At 69.9% G+C, this 25,538-nt stretch carries 15 protein-coding genes, 1 pseudogene and 1 riboswitch; of the genes and pseudogenes, 8 read left to right on the forward strand and 8 right to left on the reverse strand.

The genetic code is table 11. The features are described from left to right. Positions 1 to 32 precede the first annotated feature (32 nt). The 4 genes from HEP74_RS20320 (at position 33) to metE (ending at position 9,761) form a co-directional block, all read left to right on the forward strand. Positions 33 to 3,134, forward strand: coding sequence for a putative baseplate assembly protein (locus tag HEP74_RS20320; RefSeq protein ID WP_185814398.1), 3,102 nt, complete (start codon positions 33 to 35; stop codon positions 3,132 to 3,134). Further along, complete coding sequence (locus HEP74_RS20325; RefSeq protein ID WP_255427814.1) at positions 3,131 to 5,377, forward strand: hypothetical protein; 2,247 nt, start codon at positions 3,131 to 3,133, stop codon at positions 5,375 to 5,377. Before HEP74_RS20320 ends, HEP74_RS20325 begins: the two co-directional genes overlap by 4 nt. A gap of 18 nt (positions 5,378 to 5,395) precedes the next feature. Then, positions 5,396 to 6,949 (forward strand): DUF6519 domain-containing protein, encoded by a 1,554-nt coding sequence (locus HEP74_RS20330; RefSeq protein ID WP_185814399.1) that lies wholly within the window; start codon positions 5,396 to 5,398, stop codon positions 6,947 to 6,949. A 53-nt stretch (positions 6,950 to 7,002) separates the two neighbouring features. Continuing rightward, a riboswitch (cobalamin riboswitch) is annotated at positions 7,003 to 7,256 on the forward strand. 213 nt (positions 7,257 to 7,469) lie between these two features. Then, entirely contained in the window at positions 7,470 to 9,761 is a 2,292-nt protein-coding gene (gene metE / locus HEP74_RS20335) for a 5-methyltetrahydropteroyltriglutamate--homocysteine S-methyltransferase (protein WP_185814400.1), read from the forward strand. Between the two features lie 214 nt (positions 9,762 to 9,975). Here metE and HEP74_RS20340 read toward each other — a convergent pair whose 3' ends face one another. Further along, positions 9,976 to 11,133, reverse strand: a complete 1,158-nt coding sequence (locus HEP74_RS20340) for a S1C family serine protease (RefSeq protein ID WP_185814401.1) — start codon at positions 11,131 to 11,133, stop codon at positions 9,976 to 9,978. A gap of 262 nt (positions 11,134 to 11,395) precedes the next feature. Between HEP74_RS20340 and HEP74_RS20345 the strand changes: the two genes are divergently transcribed. Further along, a complete protein-coding gene (locus tag HEP74_RS20345) occupies positions 11,396 to 13,357 on the forward strand; it encodes a choice-of-anchor X domain-containing protein (RefSeq protein ID WP_185814402.1) in 1,962 nt (653 codons plus the stop codon). A 261-nt stretch (positions 13,358 to 13,618) separates the two neighbouring features. Here the strand turns inward: HEP74_RS20345 and purU are convergent, their stop codons facing one another. The 5 genes and pseudogenes from purU to HEP74_RS20370 all read right to left on the reverse strand — a co-directional run. Beyond that, entirely contained in the window at positions 13,619 to 14,470 is an 852-nt protein-coding gene (gene purU / locus HEP74_RS20350; protein ID WP_185814403.1) for a formyltetrahydrofolate deformylase, read from the reverse strand. A 450-nt stretch (positions 14,471 to 14,920) separates the two neighbouring features. Then, positions 14,921 to 15,331: an XVIPCD domain-containing protein gene (locus HEP74_RS20355; protein ID WP_185816739.1), complete on the reverse strand. Its 411-nt coding sequence runs from the start codon at positions 15,329 to 15,331 to the stop codon at positions 14,921 to 14,923. 171 nt (positions 15,332 to 15,502) lie between these two features. Beyond that, entirely contained in the window at positions 15,503 to 16,378 is an 876-nt protein-coding gene (locus HEP74_RS20360; RefSeq protein ID WP_185814404.1) for an NAD(P)-dependent oxidoreductase, read from the reverse strand. Positions 16,379 to 16,439: 61 nt separating this feature from the next. Beyond that, positions 16,440 to 17,537: an NADH:flavin oxidoreductase/NADH oxidase gene (locus HEP74_RS20365; protein WP_185814405.1), complete on the reverse strand. Its 1,098-nt coding sequence runs from the start codon at positions 17,535 to 17,537 to the stop codon at positions 16,440 to 16,442. A 503-nt stretch (positions 17,538 to 18,040) separates the two neighbouring features. Continuing rightward, a pseudogene (locus HEP74_RS20370) lies at positions 18,041 to 18,184 on the reverse strand (transposase); the annotation flags it as partial. Between the two features lie 245 nt (positions 18,185 to 18,429). Between HEP74_RS20370 and HEP74_RS20375 the strand changes: the two are divergent. Next, positions 18,430 to 19,641 (forward strand): hypothetical protein, encoded by a 1,212-nt coding sequence (locus HEP74_RS20375; protein WP_185814406.1) that lies wholly within the window; start codon positions 18,430 to 18,432, stop codon positions 19,639 to 19,641. Between the two features lie 96 nt (positions 19,642 to 19,737). On the opposite strand, the gene HEP74_RS20380 is transcribed toward HEP74_RS20375, so the two are convergent. Beyond that, complete coding sequence (locus HEP74_RS20380; protein WP_524540755.1) at positions 19,738 to 20,607, reverse strand: SIR2 family NAD-dependent protein deacylase; 870 nt, start codon at positions 20,605 to 20,607, stop codon at positions 19,738 to 19,740. A 325-nt stretch (positions 20,608 to 20,932) separates the two neighbouring features. Here HEP74_RS20380 and HEP74_RS20385 point away from each other — a divergent pair, with 325 nt between their 5' ends. Continuing rightward, positions 20,933 to 21,682: a response regulator transcription factor gene (locus tag HEP74_RS20385; RefSeq protein ID WP_185814407.1), complete on the forward strand. Its 750-nt coding sequence runs from the start codon at positions 20,933 to 20,935 to the stop codon at positions 21,680 to 21,682. On the opposite strand, the gene HEP74_RS20390 is transcribed toward HEP74_RS20385, so the two are convergent. After that, the gene (locus tag HEP74_RS20390; protein WP_185814408.1) at positions 21,663 to 23,042 is read right to left on the reverse strand and encodes a sensor histidine kinase; all 1,380 of its coding nucleotides are present in this window, start codon (positions 23,040 to 23,042) and stop codon (positions 21,663 to 21,665) included. The two genes, HEP74_RS20385 and HEP74_RS20390, sit on opposite strands and share 20 nt — an antisense overlap. A gap of 146 nt (positions 23,043 to 23,188) precedes the next feature. Here HEP74_RS20390 and HEP74_RS20395 point away from each other — a divergent pair, with 146 nt between their 5' ends. Then, complete coding sequence (locus tag HEP74_RS20395; protein ID WP_255427815.1) at positions 23,189 to 25,525, forward strand: YadA family autotransporter adhesin; 2,337 nt, start codon at positions 23,189 to 23,191, stop codon at positions 25,523 to 25,525. Positions 25,526 to 25,538 lie beyond the last annotated feature (13 nt).

Consider the following 25,538-nt stretch of genomic DNA (forward strand, 5'->3'; position numbering starts at 1 on the left):
CCACGTCCTGCCGCTGCGGCGGGGACGCGCGCGTGGCAGGCGCCGACAACCGCCCCGGCCTGCCGGCGCTGCGCTACCGCACCGGCACCCACGGCCGCTTTCTGGCGGCGATGCGCGCGCGCCTGCCGACGCTGGAGATCGAAGTCCCCGCCGTCGCTGGGCAGCCGCCGCAGCAGTTGCGCCCGTTGCAGGCGCTGACCACGCGCGACCCGGCCGATCCGGCGCTTGCGCTGCTCGATGCCTGGGCCAGCGTCGCCGACGTGCTGACCTTCTACCAGGAGCGCATCGCCAACGAAGGCTATGTGCGCACCGCGACCGAACGACGCTCGCTGGTGGAACTGTCGCGGCTGGTCGGCTATGCGCCGCGGCCGGGCGTGTCCGCCAGCGTGCACCTGTCCTACCGGGTCGACGACAACCAGGCCGACGCGGTTGAGATCGCCGCCGGCAATCGCGCGCAGAGCATCCCCGGCGCCGACGAACTGCCGCAGAGTTTCGAAACCGACGAGCCGCTGCTGGCGCGGCGCGAATGGAACGACCTGCAGGTGCGCCGCGAACGCCCGCAGGCGATCGACGCCGCGACCCTGGGCTTGCTCGACCGGCTGTACGTGCGCGGCGCCGATGCGCCGGTCGCGGCCGGCGACCTGCTGCTGTTCCGCTTCCGCGACAAGACCGACGACATCGCCTGGGTGCGCGTGGCACAGTCGGTGCGCGGCGACTTCGCCAGCGACCGCTGCGCCATCGCGCTGCAGCCGCTGCCGGCGCCGTTGCTGGCGGCACTGCCGCTGCTGATGGAGCTGGTGGCGCAGCTGGGTCCCGCCGCCGAGCACGACAGCGGAACCCAAATCGCCCGCGACAAGGCCCGCCGCCTGCTCAACAGCCTGCGCCTGGGCAGCTATGTGCGGCCGCTGCAGTGGCCGCACCTGATTGCCAGCCCGAACGGCATCGAAGACCCCGAAGCGGCGGCCCTGCTCGACCGCTTCGCCGAGCGGATCAAGCAGCAGGACGACAGCGAGGCGTCCATCGACGACAAGACCGCCACGCCCGACGGATTCGTCGGCGCGCTGCTGCAGCCCCAGCAGTTGCAGCCGCGCAACGCCTTGCAGCTGCGCCGCCAGCTCGGCAACGCCTTCGCCCGCGGCGCGGACCTGCAACCGCAGTTGCTGCTCGACTTCGCCCCCGCGCTGCGCGACGGCTACTACGCCGCGTGGCGCGGCAGCACACCGCCGGCCGCAGCCAGCCGCCTGCACAGCCTGCACGTGCTGCAGCCCGGCGAGGCGCTGTTCGGCGCCAGCGCGCCGCGCGAGCCGCGATCGGAGAAGGACCACGTACTGCCGATGTCGCAATGGCCGGAATGGCCCTATGCGGCCGACGAAGAGAGCTATAACGGCTTCCTCGCGCGTGCGGAAACGCGCCTGCTCCACGACGATCCGGTGCTGGCGCAGACTCCGAGCGACAAGGACAAAGACAAGCACGAAGCGCCGTTCCAGCGCCGCCTGCTCGGCGTGGACAACGTGTTCGTCGGCCCGCGCAGCGCTTACGGGCTCAGCGCCGAGGCGACCGGCATCGAGTTCGCGCAGGATTGGCGCGAGATCGAATACGGCAAGGAAGGGCGGCACGACATCGCCGCGCTGCGCAGGACGCAGCTGTTCCTGCCCAAGGCCGCGCTGCAGCCGGCGGACGCGCCGATCGACGAGGACGTCGCCGGCCAGGAGATCGAACTGGGTCCGCTGCACGCCTCGCTGCCGTCCGGACGCTGGGTGATCTTCGAAGGCGAGCGCGCCGACATCGACGGGGTCGACGGCGTGCGCGCCAGCGAACTGCTGATGATCGCCGGGCTCGTCCACGGCTACGACCGCTCGCTGCCCGGCGACCGCCCGCACACCACCTTGCGCCTGGCCACGCCCTGCGCCTACCGCTATCGCCGCGGCACGCTGCGCATCCACGGCAACGTGGTCGCCGCCAGCCACGGCGAGAGCCGCCGCGAAGTGCTCGGCAGCGGCGACGGCCGGGCCGCGCTGCAACACTTCGCACTGCACCAGGCACCGCTGACCTGGCGCCCGGCGCCGACCGCCGCCGGTGCCGGCAGCACGCTGAAGGTGCTGGTCAACGACGTCGAATGGCGCGAAGCCGACAGCCTGGCCGGACTCGGCGCGCAGGCGCGCGTCTTCGTCACCCGCAACGACGACGACGACCGCACCACGGTGATCTTCGGCAACGGCCGCGATGGCGCGCGCCTGCCCAGCGGCATGGAGAACGTCCGCGCCGAATACCGCAGCGGCCTGGGCCGCGGCGGCAACGTCCAGGCCGGGCAGATCGCGCTGATGGTCACACGTCCGCTCGGGGTCAAGGAGGTGGTCAATCCGCTGCGCGCCTCCGGCGGCGCCGACCGCGAGAGCCTGGCGCTGATCCGCGAGAACGCGCCGCGCTCGGTGGTCGCGCTCGACCGCCTGGTCTCGGTCGGCGACTACGCCGATTTCGTGCGCATGTTCGCAGGCATCGCCAAGGCCGACGCGGTACGCCTCAGCGACGGCGCGCGCGAATGCGTGCACGTCACCATCGCCGGCGTCGACGACATGCCGATCGATCCGGCATCGGATCTGTACCGGAATCTGCTGCAGGCGCTGCGCATGCTCGGCGATCCCGGGCTTGCCCTGCAGGTATCGCCGCGCGAACGCATCGCGCTGATGCTGCAGGCGCGTGTGCGCCTGCTCGACGGCCATCGCTGGGAGCCGGTCGCCGCAGCGTTGCGCGCGGCGCTGCTGCAGCGCTTCGGCTTCGAGGCGCGCGCGCTGGGCCAGGCGGCGCTGCTGTGCGAGGTCATCGCCACGATGCAGGCTGTGCGCGGCGTCGCCTGGGTCGATGTCGACCATTTCGGCGGTGTGCCCGAACGCAGCGAGGACCCGGCCACCGGCGCACGCACGCTGGCGACCCAGGACTTCATCACCGACACCGTGCACCGGATCGTCGGTTTGGCCGACCACGACACCAGTGTCCCCGGCAGCGCGCCGGGCGGTCCAGCCGAGCGCGTCGCAGCCGCTCGCGCCGCCTATCTGCACGGGCATTTGCGCCCGGCGCAACTGGCCATCTTCGCGCCCGCGGTGGCCGACACCCTGATCCTCAACCAGATCCCGTGAGCACTGCCATGGACCTTGCCAGCAACGATCCCAACGACCGCCGCGACCGTCTCTACGCGCTGCTGCCGTCGATCCATCGCATCCGCGACGCCGAACTCGGCTATCCGCTGCAGGCGCTGCTGCGGGTGATCGGCGAACAGGTCGAGCGGGTCGAGGACGATATCGCGCAGCTGTACCGCAACTGGTTCATCGAGACCGCCGACGATTGGGCCGTGCCGTACCTGGCCGAGCTGCTCGGCTACGCTTCGGCCAGCGTGCCCGGCACCCGCGACGATCCGGCGCTGCGGCGCGTGCTGATCCCGCGCCGCGACGTCGCCCACCTGATCCGCAGCCGCCGCCGCAAGGGCACCGTGGCGCTGCTGGAGACGCTGGCCCGCGACGTGGCCGGCTGGCCGGCGCATGCGGTGGAAGGCTTCCGCACCCTCGACCGCGCGCAGCACCTGGACCACCGCCACCTGCAGCGGCTCGGCACCGCGCCGCTCCGCGACGCCGGCGCACTGGAGCGGATCGGCACGCCGTTCGACCGTTTCGCGCACAGCGTGGACTTGCGCCGCGCCAGCTCGGCGCGCGGCGCCGGCTGCCACAACATCCCCGACGTGGCGGTGTTCGTGTGGCGCATGCGCAGCTACCCGGTGACGCGCACGCCGGCCAGCTGCATCGAACAGGTCGGCGCGCACTGCTTCACCTTCAGCGTGCTCGGCCAGGACGCGCCGCTGTACCGGCGTGCGCACGCCGCGGCGGACGCCGCCGAGCCGGCGCTGCCGACGCCGCTGGGCCGCCGCGAACTGGCCGCGCGGCTGGACCAGGAGTACGGCCCCGCCGGCAGCCTGGCGATCTGGGCCGAGCAATGGGCCGGGCACGACCCCAGCCAGCCGCTGCCGGCCTCGGTGCTGCGCGTGGCCGACCTGGGCGACTGGCGCTACACGCCGGCGCGCGGCCAAGTCGCGGTGGACCCGCAACGCGGCCGGCTGATGTTCCCACCAGGGCAGTTGCCGAAGAAGGGCGTGCGCGTCAGCTATCACTACGGCTTCGCGGCCGACCTTGGCGGCGGCGAATATGCGCGGACGCAACTGCGCGCGAGCGCCGAGGAAGTCGCCTTCGATGCGCAACCGGCGCCTAGCGCCGAGGCCACCGTGGTGTACCGCGTCGGCGAAGCCACCGCGCTGCCGCGCATCGGCGATGCGTTGCGCCGTTGGCAACAGGACGCCCCGCGGCATGCCGCGATCGAGCTGTGCCACAGCGGCGTCTGGGTCGAGCCGCTGCATATCCGTCTGCAACCGCAGCAGACGCTGAGCCTGCGCGCGGCCGACGGCACCCGTCCGGTGATCCGCCTGATCGACTGGCAGACCGACCTGCCGGACGCGCTGACCGTCGAGGTCGATGCCGGCAGCCGTTTCGTGCTGGACGGGGTGATGGTCAGCGGCCGTCCGCTGCACATCACCTCCCCGCGCGATCCCGGCCTGCACGCCGCGGCCGCGGCTCAGGTGCCGGACTGCGCCGCCGAGGTGATCATCCGCCACTGCACGCTTGTCCCCGGCTGGAGCCTGGAGTGTGATTGCGCCCCGCAGCGCCCGGCCGAGCCCAGCCTGGAACTGCACCGGCTCAAGGCGCGGGTGCGGATCGAACGCAGCATCGTTGGCGCGATCCAGGTGCAGCAGGACGAGGTCGGCAGCGATCCGCTGCCGCTGCACATCGGCGACAGCATCGTCGACGCCTGCGCGCCGCAGCGCCAGGCGATCGGCGGCAGCGGCAGCGGCATCGCCCATGCCGAGTTGACCGTGCTGCGCAGCACCGTGTTCGGCCTGGTCGAAGTGCATGCGCTGCGCCTGGCCGAGAACAGCCTGTTCAACGACTGCCTCAACGTCGCCCGCCGCCAGATCGGTTGCCTGCGCTTCTGCCGCGTACCGCGTCACTGCCGTACTCCACGCCGCTATCGCTGCCAGCCCGACCAGGCCATCGCCGCGGTCCGCGACCTGCAGCTGCCACCGGTGCAGGAAGCCGCGCGCGTCGCCGGCGAGCAGCGCCGCCTGACCCCGCACTACGACGCGCGCCGCTACGGCCATCCCGGCTATGCGCGGCTGTCGCGCGACAGCGCCGAGGAACTGCGTCGCGGCGCCGACGACGGCGCCGAACTGGGCGTGTACCACCACCTGTACGCAGCGCAGCGCGAGGCCAACCTGCGCGCGCGCCTGCACGACTCCACCCCGGCCGCGACCTCGGTCGGCCTGTTCTTCGCCGATTGACTCGAAAAGGACGCAACCATGAAAGGCGACTTCTCGCGGGTGAGCTTCGACCCCCGCCATCACTTCAGCCAGGTACTGCTGCAACAAGGCCGCGTGACCCTGGATGCCGATCCCAACGAACAGGGCGCGATCCTGCTGCATTACCTGCGCACGCTCGCCCGCGACCTGTTCGGCGCCTACGGCGGGCCAGTCGATCATCTCGGCTTCGGACTGCAGATCGACGCCAGCGGCGAAGCGCCGGTGCTGCGCATCGATGCCGGCCGCTACTACGTCGACGGCATCCTGTGCGAGAACGAGGGCTGCGACTACGGCAACCAGCCGTACTACCGGCCGCAGCCAAGCGACGAGCAGCACAGCGGCGACGCGCTGAGCGACTGGCTGCAATCGCGCGAACGCGGTGACCAGCGCTACTGGCTCTACCTGGACGTGTGGGAGCGCCACGTCACCGCGATCGAATACCCACACCTGCGCGAGACGGCGCTGGGCGGTCCCGATACCTGCAGCCGCCTGCAGGTGGTATGGCAGGTGCGTGCGCTGGACCTGGCGGCGCTGCCCAAGCGACTGGATGCACGCAGCGCGCGGCTCAAGCAGCGGCTGGAGCACACCCAGGATCCGCACGAACGCGAGCGCCTGGAGCGCGCGCTGGAACGCGCGCAGCGCGCCAGCGAGGCGCTGCAGGAAGAGGGCGGCGATGTCTGCTCCGCACCGCTGGAGGCGCTGGCACGCGACGCGTTGCCGCAGTTGGCCGCACGCGTGGACCCGGGACAGCGGCTGGACGACCCGTGCCTGGCCGCGCCCGATGCGGCCTACCGCGGCGTCGAGAACAACCTGTACCGCGTCGAGATCCACCGCGGCAGCGACAACGGCGCGCAACCGACCTTCAAATGGTCGCGCGACAACGGCAGCGTCGCCAGCGCCTGCCTGTCCGCGCAGGGCGAGCACCTGCAGTTGGCCAGCACGCGCGGTTTCGCTGCCGGGCAGTGGGTGGAATTGAGCGACGAGCGCGACGACCTGCAGGCGCGGCCGGGCGCCCTGTATCTGATCGACGCCATCGACGGCGACGCGCTGCTGCTGGACGGCGCGCTGGCATGGGACACGGACGCCGTGCACCCCAAACTGCGGCGCTGGGACCAGTCGGCCTACGGCGACGTGACACTGGTCGACGGTGCGGTGCCGATCCCCGCGGCCAAGGACGCGCAAGCGCAATGGATCGACCTGGAGGACGGCGTGCAGATCCGCTTCGCCGCCGATGCCGACTATCGCAGCGGCGACTACTGGCTGATCCCCGCGCGCGTGGCTAGCGGCGGCATCGACTGGCCGACCCTGGCCGACGGCAGCGCAACGGCGCAACCGCCGCGCGGCATCGAGCATCACTACGCACCACTGGGCGTGCTCGGCATGCAGGCCACCGGCGGCGGCATCGGCGTCACCCAATCCTGCAGCTGCAGCGTGACCCCGATGAACAGCTGCAGCCTTGGCGGCGAACGCGATGCGCTCCCCCGCGGCGGCGGCGGCAACGGCAACGCCACGCCGGGCAAGAAGACCCCGGCCAAGCCCAAACCGCATGCCTGACCCTGCATCCGCGACGGATCGCCCACCGCGCTTGACCCGTCAGCCCACACCGCCTATCTTGCGCATGCCGAAGGTATCCATCTCTTCATTCGGATGAAGGGATGGATTTAAACGGGAATCCGGTGAAGGCTGGCGCCGCAAGCGCCTGCCCATTCCGGAGCTGCCCCGCAGCGGTGAATGGAAACGACCTCCGTCAATGGCACTGGGCCGGCGCATGCCGGCCTGGGAAGCGACGGACAGTAGGCGCGCAGCCGGCACGGTGCGCTCGTCCATCAGCCCGAATACCGGCCCCGGCCGGAGGACCTGTGCGTCCTCCGATTCGACCTGGCGTCTCCGCGGGGAGGCGGCCGGAAGCCGTGCCGTGGCCCTGCGCCGCGCTGCGCTCTTCCGCCTGCCCGCGTGGCGCCGGTTCGCCCGCGGGGGCGAAGGTCGCTGGCGTGGCGGGCGTCCCGTGCGAACGGGCGCACGGCGCGCGGTTCCTTCGTTCCTCAATGCCTATGAACGCAATGAGGAAACGCAAATGACGATCGTGACCAACCTGGGCTTCCCGCGCATCGGTGCGCGGCGCGAGCTCAAGCGTGCGCTGGAAAGCTACTGGCGCCGCGAAACGGATGAGGCAAGCCTGCAAGACACCGCGCGGCAGCTACGCCAGCAGCATTGGCGGCTGCAGGTCGAGGCCGGGGTGGATCTTCCGCCCAGCAACGACTTCAGCCTGTACGACGCGATGCTCGACACCGCGTTCCTGTTCGATGCGATCCCGCAGCGCTACCGCGCGCTGGCCGATGCCGATCCGCTGGCCGGCTACTTCGCGATGGCGCGCGGCTCGCAGGAGAACGGCCTGGACCTGCACGCGCTGGAAATGACCAAGTGGTTCGACACCAACTACCACTACCTGGTGCCGGAGCTGGCGCGGCGCCAGCACTTCCGCCTGCGCGGCGACAAGCCGCTGGCCGAGTTCCTGGAAGCCAAGGCGCTGGGCATCACCACGCGGCCGGTGCTGATCGGGCCGGTGACCTTCCTGCTGCTGTCCAAGACCGTGGACGGCAGCGACCGCTGGGCGCTGCTGGACAGCCTGCTGCCGGCCTACGCCGACCTGCTGCAGCAACTCGACACGGCCGGCGCCAACTGGGTCCAGATCGACGAGCCGGCCTTGGTGCTGGACCTGGACGAAGCCGCACGCGACGCCTATCGCCGCGCCTATGCCTTCCTGGCGCAAGCGCCGCGGCCGAAGCTGCTGCTGACCACGTATTTCGGCGAGCTGGGCGACAACCTGGAACTGGCCGCGGCGCTGCCGGTGGATGGCCTGCACGTGGATCTGGTGCGCGGCGTGGCACAGTTGGACGCGGTGCTGCAGGCATTGCCGGCCGGGCGCGTGCTGTCGGCGGGGCTGGTCAACGGCCGCAACGTGTGGCGTACGCCGCTGGACACTGCGCTGATCCTGGCGCGCTACGCCGCCGGGCATGTCGGCAGCGAACGGCTGTGGTTGGCGCCGTCGTGCTCGCTGCTGCACGTGCCGGTGGATCTGGAGCAGGAAAAGGCGCTGGACCACGAACTGTCTGCATGGCTGGCCTTCGCCAAACAGAAACTGCAGGAATTGCGCACGCTGGCCGATGCATTGCACGAGCTGCCGCAGGCGCAGGCCGAACTGGCCGCGGCGCGCGAGGCGCTGGAAGCGCGACGCGCGTCCGCGCGGGTGCATCGCCCCGAAGTCGCACGCCGGGTGGCGGCGCTGAGCGAGGACGCCGGGCGCCGGCAGTCGCCGTATCCGCAGCGGCGCGAGGCGCAACAGGCGGCGCTGCGGCTGCCGGCTTACCCGACCACCACCATCGGCTCGTTCCCGCAGACCGCACAGGTGCGGCAGGCACGCGCGCAGCACAAGGCCGGCAAGCTCGGCGATGCCGAGTACGACGCGTTCCTGGCCGCCGAAACCGAACGCTGCGTGCGCGCGCAGGAGCAACTCGGGCTGGACGTGCTGGTGCACGGCGAGTTCGAGCGCAACGACATGGTCGAATACTTCGGCGAGCAGCTCGACGGGTTCGCCTTCACCAAGCATGGCTGGGTGCAGAGCTACGGCTCGCGCTGCGTGAAGCCGCCGATCATCTACGGCGACGTGCAGCGGCCAGCGCCGATGACGCTGCGCTGGACCCAGTACGCGCAGTCGCTGACCGACAAGCCGATGAAAGGCATGCTGACCGGGCCGGTGACGGTGCTGCAGTGGTCGTTCGTGCGCGACGACCAGGAGCGCGCGCAGACCTGCCGGCAGATCGCGCTGGCGCTGCGCGACGAGGTGCGCGATCTGGAAGCGGCCGGCATCGGCGTGATCCAGATCGACGAGCCGGCGATCCGCGAAGGCCTGCCGCTGCGCCGTGCCGACTGGCAGGCGTATCTGGACTGGGCGGTGCAGTGCTTCCGCATCGCCGCGGCCGGGGTGCGCGACGCCACCCAGATCCATACCCACATGTGCTACTCGGAGTTCAACGACATCATCGAGGCGGTGGCGGCGATGGATGCGGACGTGATCTCGATCGAGACCTCGCGCTCGCGGATGGAGCTGCTCGACGCGTTCGTGCGCTTCCGCTATCCGAACGCGATCGGCCCGGGCGTGTACGACATCCACTCGCCGCGCGTGCCCAGCACGCAGGAGATGGTGCAACTGTTGGACAAGGCGCGGGCGGTGCTGGATCCGCAGCAGCTGTGGGTCAATCCGGATTGCGGGTTGAAGACCCGCGGCTGGCCGGAAACGCGCAGCGCGCTGGAAGCGATGGTGGCCGCAGCGCGGCAGCTGCGCGCGCAGCAGGCGCAAGCGGCGTAAGTAGGCGATGAGCCGACGATACCCGGCGTGCTGCACGCCGGGTATCGCAACGGCTGGGTGCACGGCATGCGCGTTCGCGTGCATCGCCGCGCAGTGCCGGGTCCATGCGCCGATGCTGGAAACAGGCCGCCCTGCCCCACTGCGATGCACGTCGCGGGCGACTGCGACGAATACCCGACATGGCAAAGCACACGTAGCTACAAGCGAGCGCGATTCACTCCGTCGTTGGCGCAGCGGCCGCTGGCACTTGCGCCGCCACCGCAGCGGCAGCGCCGCTCGCGAACAACAGACTCAGCTGCTGCATGCGGCGATCGCGCCATATCTGCGCCGGCACGGGAACGCCTGCGCGCAACCCGGCCACCAGCGGTGGCACGTCCTGAGGGCCACCGACAGGCCGGCCGTCGAGCTCCAGCAGCACGTCCATCGGCTTGATCCCGGCCCGCATGGCGACGCTGCCGTCGATCACCTCCACGATCCATGCGCCGCGCGCGGAAGGAAGTCCGGTTGCCAGCGCCACTTCCGCGGTGACCGGCGCGATGCGCACGCCGAGTGTTCTGGGCGCTGCTGCCGCAGCCGCAGTGGCCGCGATCGGCGTGGCAGACGCCGAAGTCGGTGTCGCCGCAGCCACTGCAGCTGCGCGGCCGCTCGGCATCCACGCCACTTCGGCGAACTTGGTGTTGAACCCGCCGAACAGCCTGCGATAGTCGCGACTGGCCTTGCTCGCTTCGGCCTGGGTGTCGTATGCGGTGCAGGTCGTGTCTTCCTCCGGCTGGCCGTGCGCGCGCACGGTCTGCTTGAATTCCTCGGCATACGCCGCGCTCTGCGCATAGACCGCCGTCGGATCGGCGCCGCTCGGCATGGCGAAGATCTGAGTGGCGACGGTGTGCGCCAGGTCGCTGCGATCGGGAATGTCGACCTGGGTCGCGTAGCAGTAGAAATAGCGCGTGATCTGCGCCGACGGCTTGGCGGCGGCATCCCACGGCGGCGGCGTCCAGTCCACGTCGCGCCAGCTGCCCACCTTCATCAGGTACAGGCGCTTGCTCCATATCGCGCGTTGCTGCTCGCGCTGCGCCAGCGCTTCCTCGCGCCCTGGGCCGAGCATGCAGTCCTTGGTTCCCGCCCCGCCGAGGCTGCCCACATGCTGTAGGAAATCACTGGCTAGCTCGTTGCTGCGCCGCAGCCAGCCGCTGGCGTCGTCCTGATAAGCAATCTCGACGACCGGCGAGGCCCAGACCTTTGCCGGCACCCCGCCGGTGTCGGTCACGCTGCAGAACGCGAACGCCGTGCGCGTCGGCACAGGCGCTTGCGCGAGGACCGCGACGGGCGCCAGCCCGGCGAAGAAAACGGAGAAAAGCACCGCATTGCGCAGCATCTGGATATCCCCCTGGCTACTCCAGTATTGCCATCGGCATCGCCATGCCGCCCCAACGCAGACACTAGCCCATTCACGCGGCGGCTGCACTGGATCGCCGCGGCGCATGGCCACGCCGGTGCTGCAGCGCACCGTGGAACTGTCATCTGGGCGGGGTATAACGCAGTCACGTCGCGGCGAGGGGGCGCTGCATCCGCTGCGCAGGCGTGCGATCGTGATCGCCGTACTGCCTGGCTTCGCATTGTTCAAGGAGAGAGCCGCCATGCCGACGCTACCGAAGTTGTCCCTGCTGTCCACGCTGCTGCTGTCGCCATTGCTCGCGCAGGCGGCCGATCTGGTTCCCAAACAGTTGGCCGGCCCTCCCGAGGAATTCGCGCAGATGCGCGCGCCGGCGCCGGCCGAGGCCGCGATCCTGTCCAAGAGCGCGTTGCTGCCGGTGGAATTCGCTTCCGCACGCAGCGGCGAAGCGGCGCAATGGCAGGCGACGCTGCCGGTGGAAAACGGCAAGCTGCGCTTCGTGCTGCTGTCCGGCACGCACGACTGGCAACCGCAGTTGCACGCGCCCGGCGCGGCGAACGCTCGCGCCAGCGCCGCCATCGTGCCGAACGCGGTCGCCACTCGCCTGGGCAGCGGCGACACCGCACTACCGGCCCGCGAGTACCGCGTGGACAGGGCGGCCAACGGCAGCTGGACGCTGACCCTGCGCGCCGACGGCAGCGCCGCGCAACGCGGCTACCTGTTGATGGAAGGCGATGCCCGCACCCAGCTGGCGTCCTATCCCAGCGACCGCCGGCAACTGCACAGCGGCCAGCGCATCGGCCTGACCGCGCTGCTCGGCGGCAGCGACAGCCACGGCGCCACCGCGCTCGCCAGCAATGCCGGACGCATCCGCGACGCGCAATTGCGCGTCACCGCGCCCGACGGCACGGTGACCCAGTGGCCGATGGCCGACGACGGCCGCCATGGCGACGGCGCCGCCGGCGACGGCATCTATGCCGGCGATTTCCCGGCGAAGGCGCCGGGCAGCTATCTCGCGCAGGTGGTGGTGCACGGCGAGGACGCGGCCGGCCAGGCCTTCGTGCGCACCAGCGAACACGTGCTGCCGGTGCTCGATACCAGCTTGCGCATCGCCGCCGACGCGGTGAGCGCCAGCGCACAGGACGGCACCCGCCTGGCGCTGCCGATCCCGGTCAGCGCCAGCGGCCAGGCGCCGGCGCACTATCGCGTGCTCGGCGAACTGTGGGGCACCGGTCGCGATGGCAGCGCGGTGCCGGTGGCCTGGCTCGGCGGCATGCTCGCGCCGCACAACGGACGCCTGCCGCTGAGCGTGGACGAACGCTGGATCGTGCGTGCCGGCGCACGTGCGCCGTTCACGCTGCGCAATCTGCGCATCGAGGACCCGGACCATTTCGTGCCGCTGGCCACGCGCGACACGCTGGCGCTGACCCTGCCGGCACTGCGCCGCAGCAGCGTGGCGCGCGGCGGCGCGATCGACGCCAGCATGCGCATGGGCGAGCGCCCGGCGACGCTGCAGCGCGCGGCGACCGATGCGCAAGCGCAAGCGACCGGATCGCGCCTGGTACTGGTGCACGGCTATTGCTCCGGCGGGGTGTGGCCGGCGGCGCAGTTCAGCAACGCCTCGACCTTCCTGGACGCCAACCAGAACCGCAGCAACGACCAGTTCGCGCAATTGCTGGGACAGTTCGGCAGCCAATGGAATTCGTTCGGCACGGTGGCGCATAGCCAGGGCGGCATGGCCGCGCTGCACCTGTACAGCTACTACTGGAGCGGGCTGGACAATGCCAGCGGCGGGCGCGTCATGCAGTCGGTCGGCACACCCTACCAGGGCACCAACCTGTCCGGCATCCTGGCCACAGTGGGCTCGTGGTTCGGCGTTGGCTGCGGCAGCAACAGCGACATGACCTACGACGGCGCCAAGGCCTGGCTGGCCGGCATCCCGACCTCGGCGCGGGCGCAGGTCAACTACTACACCACCTCTTTCGCCAAGACCAACTGGTACACCAACGACTACTGCAACGCGGCCTCGGACCTGGTGCTGGACGATCCGGAAGACGGCGTGGTCGAGCAGGTCAACGCGCAACTGCCGGGCGGGGTCAACCGCGGCCACACCACCGGCCAGTGCCACACCACCGGCATGCGCGATCCGGCGCAATACCTGGACGCCAGCCGTAACGCGACGATGAACGCCAACGCGGCGCGTTGAGGGGCGGGGATTAGAGATTTGGGATTTGGGATTGGCAAAAGCGGCTGCACCGGGCATGCAGGCTCGGTGCAGCGCCGAGGTCTCCATGCGCCGATGCTGCGGCTGGTGCAATTTCGATTCGATGCCGCTTTTTGTAGGAGCGGCTTCAGCCGCGACAGGCATTATTCGAATTGCGAATCGTGGATTGGAACACGCGAAGCTAAAGCCGCGCTCACGCTCTTGATTTTGCCATTCCCGATTCCCGATTCTCCATTCCCGACCTCACCGAAACACCACAGTGCGATGCCCGTTGAGCAGGATGCGATGCTCGACATGGCGGCGCACCGCGCGGGCCAGGACTTGCGATTCGGTGTCGCTGCCCAGGCGCACCAGGTCGCGCGGGGTCATCGCGTGGTCCACGCGGGCCACGTCCTGTTCGATGATCGGGCCTTCGTCGAGATCGCCGGTGACGTAGTGCGCGGTGGCGCCGATGATCTTGACCCCGCGTGCGTGCGCCTGGTGGTACGGCTGCGCGCCCTTGAAGCTGGGCAGGAAGCTGTGATGGATGTTGATCGCGCGCCCGGCCAGCGCGGCGCACAGCGTCGGCGACAGGATCTGCATGTAGCGCGCCAGCACCACCAGGTCGATGCGTTCGCGCTCCACCAGCGCCAGCAGCTGCGCTTCCTGTTCGGCGCGGTTGTCGGCGCCGACCGGCAGGTGGTGGAACGGCACGTCGTAAGAGCGCGCCAGTGCGGCGAAATCGTCGTGGTTGGACGCCACCGCGGCGATGTCCACGCGCAGTTGCCGGCTGTGCGCGCGGAACAGCAGATCGTTGAGGCAATGGCCCTGCTTGCTGACCAGCACCAGCAGGCGCGCGCGGCGCCGCGCATCGTGCAGCTGCCAGTCCATCGCGTAGTCGGCGGCGAGCGGCGCCAGTTGCACCTTCACCGCCGCGACGATGCCGTCGGCGGGTACATCGAAGTGCACGCGCAGGAAGAAGCGACCGCTCTCCTCGTCGCCGAACTGCTGCGCGTCGAGGATATTGCAGCCGTGCTCGAACAGCAGGCCACTGACGCGATAGACGATGCCGGTACGATCCGGGCAGGACAGGGTCAGGATGTAGTCGGGGCGCATCCGCGCAATGATAGGAGAATTCGGGACTCGGGATGGTGGGCTGCGGATGTTGCCAGGACATTGGCTGTGGGATGCCGCAGCGGCATTGCCAGGAGTCTTACCGTCTGTAGGAGCGGCTTCAGCCGCGACAGGATCTATCGGTAAAGCCGGTCGCGGCTGAAGCCGCTCCTACAGGGAGTTGCGGCAGGCCAGCGAGGTGCACTGTGGGAGGGACTTCAGTCCCGACGCTTTGCCGCGAAGGAAAATGCATCGCTTCGCCGGTCGCGGCTGAAGCCGCTCCTACAGGGAGTTGCGGCAGGCCAACCGGGCGCACTGTGGGAGGGACTTCAGTCCCGACGCTTTACCGCCAAGGAAATGCACCGCTTCGCTCGTCGCGGCTGAAGCCGCTCCTACAAGGTGCGGCATCCGCATGCTGGCGGCAGGCGGCCTCGCCTGCGCGCCGGGCCGCACTCACTCCGGACGCAGGCGCAGCGCCAGGCGTCGGTTGACCTTCTCCAGCCGCGCCAGCGACTCTTCCACGGACATGCCCACCGCCTCGTGGGTGGTGATGTGCGCGCGCAGATGCGCCGGGTCGTCGAGGTCGCCGCGCACCAGGAACACGTTCTCGCCCTGCTCCACTTCGCCCAGTTCGCGGCTCAGCACCACGTGATCGACCTGGTCGAAGCCGTACTCCTTGGCCAGCGGCAGCAGCCGCGCCACCATGCGCTCGCTGATCGCGTCGGGCGCGCGGCCGCAGGCGGCATCCAGCGCGTGCACGCCTTCGCGGATCTGCGCGTACAGCAGGTGGTCCGGATGCTCCGGATGCTCGGGACCGAGCACGGCCTCGCGCGCGACGGCGCGCGGCGGCTGGATGGGCGTCATGGCGCCGGGGTCGGACGAATTCGGGCTCATGGCATCCTCCTATGATGCGCTTGCAGGCCGCCGCACCTTAGCGGCAAGCACGCGGCCAGCTCAAGCGCGGCGACGCAGTCTGCACCAAACCGCGACAAGGCCGCCTGAAGATGGCGGCCGCCGCGCCGCAGCAGCGAACGCTCAGGCCTGGCCGGCGCGGCGTGCGGCGACCTTGGCCAGCGCCGACCAGTCCAGTTCGCCGTCGCCGTGCGCGATCGCGTCGATGAACTGGTCGCGCAGCACCGCCGCCAGCGGCATCGGCACGTGCCGGGTCTCGCCGGCGTTCAAGGCCAGGCGCACGTCCTTCAGCCCCAGCGTGGTCTTGAAGCCGGCCGGGCTGTAGCGCTGCTCGGCGATCATGCCGCCGTAGTTCTGGTACGCCGGTGCGGCGAACAGGGTGTTGACCAGCATGCCCAGGAAATCGGCCGCGTCCACGCCATGCCCGCGCACCAGCGCCGAGGCTTCGGCCATGGTGCCGATCGCGCTGGCCAGGCACAGGTTGGCGGCCAGCTTGACCGCATTGGCCTGCTCCGGCGCTGCGCCGAAATACCAGGTCTTGCGCCCGATCACCTCCAGCAGCGGCTGCACTCGCGCCAGCGCGGCGGTGTCGCCGGCGGCGAGCAGGTTGAGCTGGCCGGCGGCGGCCACGTCGCTGCGGCCCAGCACCGGGATCGCCAGGTAGGCCACGCCGCGCTCGGCATGCAGGGCGCTCAGCTCGCGCGCCAGCGCCACCGAGATCGTGGCCATGTTGACGTGCACGCTGCCGGCCGGCAGCGCATCGAGCGCGCCGCGGTCGAGCAGGGTCTCGCGCACCGCCGCATCATCGGCCAGCATCGAGAACACCACTTGGCCACGCACCGCGTCGGCCGGCTGCGCGGCCAGCTGCGCCCCTGCCTCGAGCAGCGGCTGCGCCGCGGCCGCACTGCGGTTCCACACGGTCAACGCGTGCCCGGCGCGCAGCAGGTTGTGCGCGATGGGCTGGCCCATCGTGCCCAGGCCGAGAAATCCGATGCTCATCGCCAACTCCTTGCACAACTCGTGGTGGATGCCGCGACCTGCGCGGCGCAGCGCGCGCGCATCACGCGTCGAACAGGCCGCGCGCCGAACGCGGTTCGCAGCGCAGGTATTGCGGCGACGGCTTCAGCTTCGCGCCCAGCGCGGCGGCGGCATGCCACGGCCAGCGCGGGTCGTAGAGGATGCCGCGGGCCAGCGCGATCGCGTCGGCCTGGCCCTCGGCGAGGATCGCCTCGGCGTGCTGCGGCTCGGTGATCAGGCCGACCGCGATCACCGGCATGCGCACCGCGCGATGGATCGCCTCGGCCTGCGGCACCTGGTAGCCGGCCGCCAGCGGAATCTGCTGGCGGCGATCGAGGCCGCCGCTGGACACGTGCAGGTAATCGCAGCCCTGCGCCTGCAGCGCCTGCGCCAGGGCGACGCTCTGCGCCACGTCCCAGCCGCCCTCGACCCAGTCGGTGGCGGAAAGGCGCACGCCCACCGCGACCGACGCCGACACCGCCGCACGCACCGCGGCATGCACGCGCAGCAGCAGGCGCATGCGGTTCTCCAGGCTGCCGCCATAGGCGTCTTCGCGCTGGTTGCTCAGCGGCGACAGGAACTGGTGCAGCAGATAGCCGTGCGCGGCATGCAATTCGATCAGCTCGAACCCCAGCCGTTCGGCGCGCTGCGCCGAGGCGACGAAGGCCGCGACGACGGCGTCGATGCCGGCCAGGTCCAGCGCCTGCGGCGGCGTGCCGTGTTCGGCGAAGGCCAGCGCCGACGGCGCCACGGTCTGCCAGCCGTTCGGCTGCCCCGGCGCGATCGCGCCGCCGCCCTCCCACGGCTTGTTCGTGGACGCCTTGCGCCCGGCGTGTGCGAGCTGAATCCCCAGCGGCATCGGCGACCAGCGCCGCACCGAGGCCAGCACCCCGCGCAGCGCCGCTTCGGTGGCGTCGTCCCACAGGCCCAGGTCGGCGTAGCTGATGCGCCCGCGCGGCTCCACAGCGGTGGCTTCCAGGATCAGCAAACCGGCACCGGACTGCGCCAGCTGGCCGAGGTGGATGGTGTGCCAGTCGCTGGCCTGGCCATGCTCGGCCGAGTACTGGCACATCGGCGCGATGACGATGCGATTGGACAACGACAGCGGCCCCAGGGCGAGGGGCGAGAAGAGATGGCTCAAGGTGGCGTTCCGTGGGGACGCCCGCTGCACCGCGGGCAAGCTGCCATTGCACTCCTGCCGGCGCTGCCGATCAACCACCGCCGATGGATCAGTTCGTGCGCGGATTCGGAACGCGCGGCGCCGGAGCCGCCAGGGCGTGTCATCGATTCCCGAGCAGGTCGCGTTGGGTCTGTCAGGTCGCCAGCCGGTGCTGCGTGGCGCAGCGCCTGACTGGCGGTCAGGTCAAGCCGCGCGGTGCCGGCTGGCGGCCTGACAGGCCCAACCCGTAGGGCCACTGTTGCGCGTGCACGCTGCCGTGCCAGCGCTGACGGGAACACGTATGCGCGGGGTGGCGCGAGCTGCTCGGGGATTGATGACACGCCCTAGGCGGCCACGCGCGGCAGCAGGAACTCCAGCGCCTGCGCGCAGGGCTGCGCCAGCTTCAGGCTCAACAGGTCAGTGACAATGCAGGCCAGCCAGGTTTCCGGCAAGTGCTGGTAGTCGCGTGCAGCCAGCGCTGGTGGCTGCTGGTAGACCGCGTTCCATGGCGTGCCGTCATTGGGCAGCAGTCGTCGCGGTGCTCCAGCTCGCGCCATCCAGCGCAATGCATTGAACATCGCCCGCAACGCGTACTTGCGCTGCGCACCCCGCTCCGTCATCAAGCCCAGATAGGCTAACGCCCACTCTTAATCGGAAATTTCGGATGGATACGGGCGCTTGCATTCAACCACGACAGCAGGATCGTCAAGTTGATAACACGCTTTGGGTAATGGAAAGGCAGCGCAAATAGTGGGGCACTGGCGTCGCACCGCATGGCCATCCTCATCTGAACGCCGACAACCCGTGATGCTGTTTGCTATTTTGAAGCCGATCCAGAATACTAATTAACTTCACACAGGGGCATGTAGATGCCATGGCAAAGGCAATGTTTGGTGCGATTAAATATAGTGCGTGCGGGATAGTTCTGGGGATGCTGGTTTATGCGCAGACCGCCCACGCAGCGAGCGAATGCGAGCAAAATTACAACGCATCTCCCGGCTCCAACGGTGGCGTTATTCACCAGAGCTTCGTTGGGCTATACGGCACTGACAAGGTTGCGGCGACAGCCAATCTCGCGGCCATGGCAAAGAGCCAGAAATTTCAGCTCATCCAAGGCCCCTCCGTTTTCGAAGACGGTCTCATCACCATGGTCTTCGCGCAGAAAGCGTCCGCGACCGCGCGCGGCTTTCCTATTGTCATGATAGTGGCGCCCGACACTGATGCAGCAGTCATTTCCTTCGAATTACCCAAGGGCATGACTGCGCCCGATGCGAAAGGCAGCGTCTGTTCGTTCTTTGATGGCGCAAAATTGAATGGACAGCCCGCAAATGCCAGCCGACGCAATGCCGCTCGCAATTCCTCGCTCGCCAAGCCACTACTGGCCGCGCTGAATGGCGGCATGAGCGCAGACGAGGCCGCCAAGGTATCGGTGGCCGCTAGCCGAGAGGCTGCAGTCGTCGACGCTGATAACGACCGCGGTGCGGCGCCAAAAATCGCGGATCGCCGCAAGGTTGTCAGGCCCAAGGCGATATTCAGCCCTGCAGACGCGGATATGAGTCTGCAGTCCGAAGGCAATTCGACCATCAAGGGCTTCACTTGCGGGCGAGTGCCGGTGGTAGGCGGCGCTCAATTCCAGACGACGCCGAATCAGGGGATCATGCTGTTCCCGTACACTCCCTACCTGAAGGAAGCGATCGATCTGATTGATGCCAACCGTAATAAAGGCGGAAAAGTGCGAGTTGAAGTGGATGAGCGTGCTTTTGCATCAGGTCTTGCAGGCAAGACGAACGCCAATGGCGAATTCATGTTCACCCGAATCAAGCCCGGTCGTTACATCGTAATGACGGAATTCCATGGCGGGGCCACCAGTTACCTCACAAAGCCGCAGTCGCAGTACGACGGAAGCACGAACACGATTTACCAATGGACGGATTACGAAAGAGTCGATACTTCGTCCAACGACATCCTGCAGGCCGACGTCACGATCAAACAGGACGGCGAAGTGATTGACGGCGTAGTGGCAAAGCCGAATGGCCGGTTGATTCCTGTGTTAAGTGGCATATGCAAATTGCATCACGCCAAATAGAACCCAGTCACAATCCCCTATGTTCAGGACGCTACCGACCTCGATCGGTTGCCGTCCAGACCGCGGAAGTACAGCGAAAGGATCGGGCCGCAGCCGCTAGGCGGCCGCACGCGGCAGCAGGAACGCCAGCGCCTGCGCGCAGGGCTGCGCCAGCTTCAGGCTCAGCAGGTCGTCGCCGCGGGTGCGACCCAGGTTGACCGCGGCGATCGGCACTCCCGCCTTGGCCGCGGCCTGCACGAAGCGGAAGCCGGAATACACCATCAGCGACGACCCCAGCACCAGCATCGCATCGGCCTGCTGCAGGTGCGAGAAGGCGGCGGCCACGCGCTCGCGCGGCACGTTCTCGCCGAAGAACACCACGTCCGGCTTCAGCACGCCGCCGCATTGCGTGCAGGCCGGCACCGCGAAGGCAGCGAAGTCCACGTCCTCCAGGTCGGCGTCGCCGTCTGGCGCCTGCCCGGCCTGCAGCGTCGCCCAGTGCGGGTTGTGCTGCAGCAACTGTTGCTGGAAGTCCTCGCGCGGCAGGCGCCGCTCGCAGCCCATGCAGCGCACCACGTCCAGGCGCCCGTGCAGGTCGATCACCGCTGCGCTGCCGGCGGCCTGGTGCAGGCGGTCCACGTTCTGGGTCAGCAGCAGTTCGACCTGGCCGCGCGCTTCCAGCTGCGCCAGCGCCGCATGCGTGGCGTTGGGTCGGGCATGGCCGAAGCGCGGCCAGCCGACCAGGCTGCGCGCCCAGTAGCGCTGTCGCGTGGCCAGCTCGCCCATGAACGCCTGGTAGGTGACCGGCTGCGCGCGCTTCCAGTCGCCGGCGGCATCGCGGTAATCGGGAATGCCCGAATCGGTGCTGCAGCCGGCACCGGTCAGCACGAACAGGCGCCGGTGGCGCGCGACGAACGCCTGCAGCGCTGCGTCCGCGGCGGCCGGTGCAGGCATGGGCAGGGCGTGATCCGGCAATGTCTGGTGCATCGTGCGGTGTCCTTGGGCGGTTGCGTTGCTGCGGCGTGGACGTACGCTGCGCCAGCGACGCGATGGATTCAATCTTGGGCTCGCGGCGCGGCAACGCAAGCGCCCGCATGCCAGCGTGCCGGCTTCGCACTGCCGCATCTGCCGCGTGAAGACGGCGCACGCGGCGTGCACGGCGCCGAATCCGCGTGCAGCCCCAGCACGCCGCGCATTGAAAGCGCTGCAGAAACTGGCTACTGTCGAACACCGGCAAGATGCATCGGCTGCGCGCAGCCTCGTTGCCGCACGATGCCTCCGGCAGGAATGCCGCCCATCCCGATTCCGCGTCGTGAGCAGATTTTCCGATCCGATAGGCCAGCCGATCGTCGCCACCGCCACCGCCCCGCTGCGGGTGGCGCTGCTGGAGGACGACGACGTGCTGCGCGACCGGGTCCTGCTGCCCGGGTTGCAGCGGCACGGTTTCGAGGTCACGCCGCTGCGCACTGCGCAGGCGCTGTGGGCGGCGCTGGACGACCACCGCTTCGACCTGATCGTGCTCGATATCGGCCTTCCGGACAGCGACGGCTTCACCTTGACCGAGCAACTGCAGGCGCAGCGCCCGGGGCTGGGCATCATCATCCTGAGCGGGCGCGGCGAGCAGCCGGATCTGGTGCGCGGCCTGACCCAGGGCGCGGACTCCTACCTGATCAAACCGGTGCAGATCGAGATCCTGGCCGCCACGCTGTTCAGCGTGGCGCGGCGCATGTCGCGTCCGCCGTCCTCGGCACCCAACGCGGCCGAGGAATGGCAGTTGCAGGACGACGGCTGGTGCCTGTTCTCGCCCGAGGGACAGGCGGTGCCGTTGACCGGTTCCGAGCGCAAGGTGGTGCAGAGCCTGTGGAGCGCGCGCGGACGGCTGGTCACCCGCGACGCGTTGATCGGCATGCTCGGCGGCAACCTCGGCCTGGAGGTCGACCCGCATCGCCTGGACGCGCTGCTGCACCGGCTGCGGCTCAAGGTACAGGAGCGTACCGGCGTCGCGCTGCCGCTGAAGGCGGTGCGTGGCGAGGGTTACCTGTTCATGCCGCAGGAACGCTGAGCGCCGCCAGCGGCAGGCGCAGCACGAAGCAGGTGCCCGCGCCCGGCGCGCTGCGCACCTCCAGGCTGCCGTGCGCCTCCTGCGCCATTTCGAACGCGACCGCCAGCCCCAACCCGGTGCCTTGACCGGCCGGTTTGGTGGTGAAGAACGGCTCGAACGCCTGCCGCTGCACGTCCGCACTCATGCCCACGCCGGTATCGGCGATCTCGACGCAGGCGCAGGCGCCATCGCGGCGCAGGCAGATCGAGAAACTGCCGCCGTCGGGCATGGCATCGCGCGCATTGGCGGCGAAATTGAGCAAGGTCAGGTCGAGCCGGCTGCGGTCCAGGAACAGCGGCAGCGGTTCCGGCGCCACGTCCAGATGCAGGCGCACGGTCGGCCCGAACAGTTGCCGCAGCATCGGCTGGATGCCGTGCAGCGCCTCGCCGGCGTCGAAGCGCTCGGGCACGCTCACCTCGCGCCGGCTGAAGCTCAGCAGTTTGCGGCTGATCGCCACGCCGCGCTGCGCGGCCAGCGCCACGCCGTCCAGTGCGTCGGCCAGCGCCAGCGCATCGCGCGGCGGATCGAAATCCAGTTCGTGCACGCAGTGGCGCTGCTCGGCATAGCCGAGGATCGCGCTGAGGACGTTGTTGAAGTCGTGCGACACGCCGCTGGCCAGTTGCCCGACCAGCTCGATCTTCTGCAGATGCAGCAACCGCTGTTGCGCCTGCGCGCGCTCGCGCATCTCCACCCGCAGCCGCGCGGCGCTGCGCCGCGCGCGCCACAGGCTCTCGCGCAACGCGGCCACGGTGCGATCGAGCACCAGGGTGATCATCAGGTAGCTCAGCGCCAGCGACGGCAGGTTCTGGAACGGGCTGCGCGTGCCGCGCGGATCGCGCCCCCACGGGCTCTCCATGCCTGCCCAGAAAATCAGCGTGATGCACAGGTACACCACCCACAGCGCGCGCCGCCCGATCACCAGGGCTGCCAGGGTCAACATCATCATCGGGAAGGGATCGAAGGCCTGCACCTGGTAACCGAAGGCCAGGTTGGCGGCCACCGCCGAACACAGCACCACCGCGATGAACGCGGCGGCGGCCTGTTGCAGCAGGCCACGGCGGATCATCCACACCCCGGCCCAGGCGGCCACCGACATCGCCGCGTCGGTGCCCACGTCCACCGCCAGCTGGCCGGCGGTCATCTGGATCTGCGGCGCGGTCAGCAGGTGGTAGAGCTTGTTGAGCGGGATCTCGCAGCCGAGGAACAGGAACAGCACCTGCAGCGCAGGCGCGTTGCGGCGATCGACCGGATCGGCGATGGGGACACGCCGCAGCCATCTCCAATGCCGGCGCCACAGCCGGACCAGCAGATTTTGTGGCATGCGTCCCACCCAGACTCCCATGTCGGTGAGTCTACCGTGAGGTTGAGGTGAATTTACCGGCATTGAAGGCGGCCGGGGATTACCGCCTTAATCGGGGCTAAACCCATTGCCGGGACCATCGTCCCAGCGCTTCCATGGAACCGCTCATGCCCGTTAAGCACACGCTCGTTCGCTCGCGCCGCACACGCCCTTCGTCCACTCTGTCGCACGCTCCTTACAGCCTGCTGACGGTCGCGTTGCTGCTGGCGGCGGCGCCGTTGGCCGCCAGTGCGGCCGATGCGCCCGCGGCCGTCACGCCTGTCGCCCAGCCCGCCACGACCACGGCAGCAGCAAACAGCGGCGATGCGCAGCCCGCCGACGACGCGGATCCCTCCGCGCCGGTGCAGCCCGGCAGCCAGAACACCACGGGTTACTTCATGGCCGAGGGCCTGAACGACGGCAGCGACTTCGCCAGCGCCGCCGGCCTGCGCGCCGTGGCGATGGGCGCACGCGCCGACGCGTCCGGCGCCTTCGCCATCGCCATCGGCCACCACAGCGTGGCCTCCGACGCCGCCGCCATCGCGATGGGCGACGGTGCGGTGGCCAGCGGCACGTCGGCGATCGCGATCGGCGGCAGCTTCTTCGGCAGCACCTACGGCGATTCGGCCGGCGCGCTGAGCACCGGCTTCGGTGCGCTGGCGCTCGGCACCGCCGCTGCCGCGACCGCCTCCAGCGCCAGCGCATTGGGTTGGAACGCCAGCGCCAGCGGCGCCAGCGCCACGGCGATCGGCGCCGCGTCCGCCGCCACCGCCGACTACGCCACCGCCGCCGGCAGCTCCGCGGTCGCCGCGGCCGAACAGGCCAGCGCCTTCGGCTATGCCGCCAACGCCAGCGGCGTCGGCGCGATCGCCAACGGCGGCTACAGCGTGGCCTCGGGCTTCTTCGGGGTGGCCATGGGCTACGGCGCCATGGCCACCGGTGCCGGCAGCATCGCCCTCGGCGACAACGCCTCTTCGTCCGGCCAGCAAAGCGTGGCGATCGGCGCCAGCAACGCCGGCATCCCGGCCCAGTCCAACGGCCTGGGCGCGGTGACCATCGGCGCCGGCAGCTGGGCGCTGTCCGACTACGGCACCGCACTGGGCTTCGACAGCCATGCCGACGCGACCTACAGCCTGGCGCTGGGCGCCCAATCGGTGGCCACCAGCAACAATGCCGCCGCGATCGGCGCGCAGGCCTTCGCCGATGGCGAGGACGCCAGCGCCTTCGGCGCTATCGCCAGCGCCAACGCGGCCGGTGCGACCGCGCTCGGCAGCGGCGCCACCGCGCTGACCGCCGGCAGCGTCGCACTGGGCTACAACAGCGCCGCGACCGGCGCCAACAGCGTGGCGATCGGCGCCGGCGCGGTCGCCGACCGCGACAACACGGTGGCCTTCGGCAGCGATGGCGCGCTGCGCCAGCTGACCTATGTCGCCGCCGGCACCGCCGACACCGATGCGGTCAACGTGCTGCAGCTGCGCAGCATCGCCACCGCGCTCGGCGCCGGCAGCGTGGTCGGCAACGACGGCACGCTCAGCGGCAGCGCCTACCTGATCCAGGGCAAGACCTACGGCAGCGTCGGTTCGGCGCTGTCGGCGCTGGACGGTGCGCTATCGACGCTGGACACCCGCGTCGGCAGCCTCGCGCAGGGCGGCGGCGGTGGCGTGGCCATCGGCAGCGGCAGCAGCGGCGGACCCAGCGTCGGCGCCGGCACCAATGCCGTGGCGGTCGGCGCCGATGCCACCGCCAACGGCCACAACGGCACTGCGATGGGCGCCAATGCCCTCGCCTACGGTCCCAACGACACCGCGCTGGGCGGCAATGCCCGGGTCAATGCCGACGGCAGCACCGCGGTCGGCGCCAACGCCAGCATCAGCGCCAACGCCACCAACGCGGTGGCGGTCGGCGAAAGCGCCACCGTCACCGCCGCCTCCGGCACCGCGCTGGGCCAGGGCGCCTCGGTCTCGGCCGACAACGCCGTGGCGCTGGGCCGCGGCTCTAGCGCCACCCGCGCCAATACGGTCTCGGTGGGCAGCGCCGGCAACGAGCGCCAGATCAGCAACGTGGCGGCCGGCAGCGCCGCCACCGATGCAGCCAATGTCGGCCAGATGCAGGCCGGCGACAGCGCCACGCTGCGCAGCGCCAATGCCTACACCGATAGCCGCATGGCCGGCTGGGACGACAACCTGACCAAGCTGCGCACCGACACCGACCACCGCTTCCAGGACATGGACCGGCGCATCGACCGGATGGGCGCGGTCAGCGCGGCCTATGCCGGCATGGCGACGAACACCTCCGGCCTGGGCGGCGCCAATCGGGTCGGCGTCGGTGTCGGCTCGCAGGGCGGCGAGAACGCGTTGGCGGTGGGCTACCAGCGCGCGATCGGCAACCGCGCCAGCGTCTCGCTCGGCGGCGCCTTCTCCGGCAACGAGAAGAGCGTCTCCGCCGGTGCCGGCTTCAGCTGGTGATGCCACGCTTCGC

Origin of the sequence: Xanthomonas sp. SS (assembly GCF_014236835.1) — a bacterium.
In the GTDB taxonomy this organism is placed as follows: Bacteria; Pseudomonadota; Gammaproteobacteria; order Xanthomonadales; family Xanthomonadaceae; genus Xanthomonas_A.

Excerpts from the sequence above, each read along its gene's own strand:
- HEP74_RS20330 (WP_185814399.1), top strand. The coding sequence starts at position 5,396 with ATGAAAGGCGACTTCTCGCGGGTGAGCTTCGACCCCCGCCATCACTTC.
- metE (WP_185814400.1), top strand. The coding sequence starts at position 7,470 with ATGACGATCGTGACCAACCTGGGCTTCCCGCGCATCGGTGCGCGGCGC.
- HEP74_RS20340 (WP_185814401.1), bottom strand. The coding sequence starts at position 11,133 with ATGCTGCGCAATGCGGTGCTTTTCTCCGTTTTCTTCGCCGGGCTGGCG.
- HEP74_RS20345 (WP_185814402.1), top strand. The coding sequence starts at position 11,396 with ATGCCGACGCTACCGAAGTTGTCCCTGCTGTCCACGCTGCTGCTGTCG.
- purU (WP_185814403.1), bottom strand. The coding sequence starts at position 14,470 with ATGCGCCCCGACTACATCCTGACCCTGTCCTGCCCGGATCGTACCGGC.
- HEP74_RS20355 (WP_185816739.1), bottom strand. The coding sequence starts at position 15,331 with ATGACGCCCATCCAGCCGCCGCGCGCCGTCGCGCGCGAGGCCGTGCTC.
- HEP74_RS20360 (WP_185814404.1), bottom strand. The coding sequence starts at position 16,378 with ATGAGCATCGGATTTCTCGGCCTGGGCACGATGGGCCAGCCCATCGCG.
- HEP74_RS20375 (WP_185814406.1), top strand. The coding sequence starts at position 18,430 with ATGGCAAAGGCAATGTTTGGTGCGATTAAATATAGTGCGTGCGGGATA.
- HEP74_RS20380 (WP_524540755.1), bottom strand. The coding sequence starts at position 20,607 with ATGCACCAGACATTGCCGGATCACGCCCTGCCCATGCCTGCACCGGCC.
- HEP74_RS20390 (WP_185814408.1), bottom strand. The coding sequence starts at position 23,042 with ATGCCACAAAATCTGCTGGTCCGGCTGTGGCGCCGGCATTGGAGATGG.
- HEP74_RS20395 (WP_255427815.1), top strand. The coding sequence starts at position 23,189 with ATGCCCGTTAAGCACACGCTCGTTCGCTCGCGCCGCACACGCCCTTCG.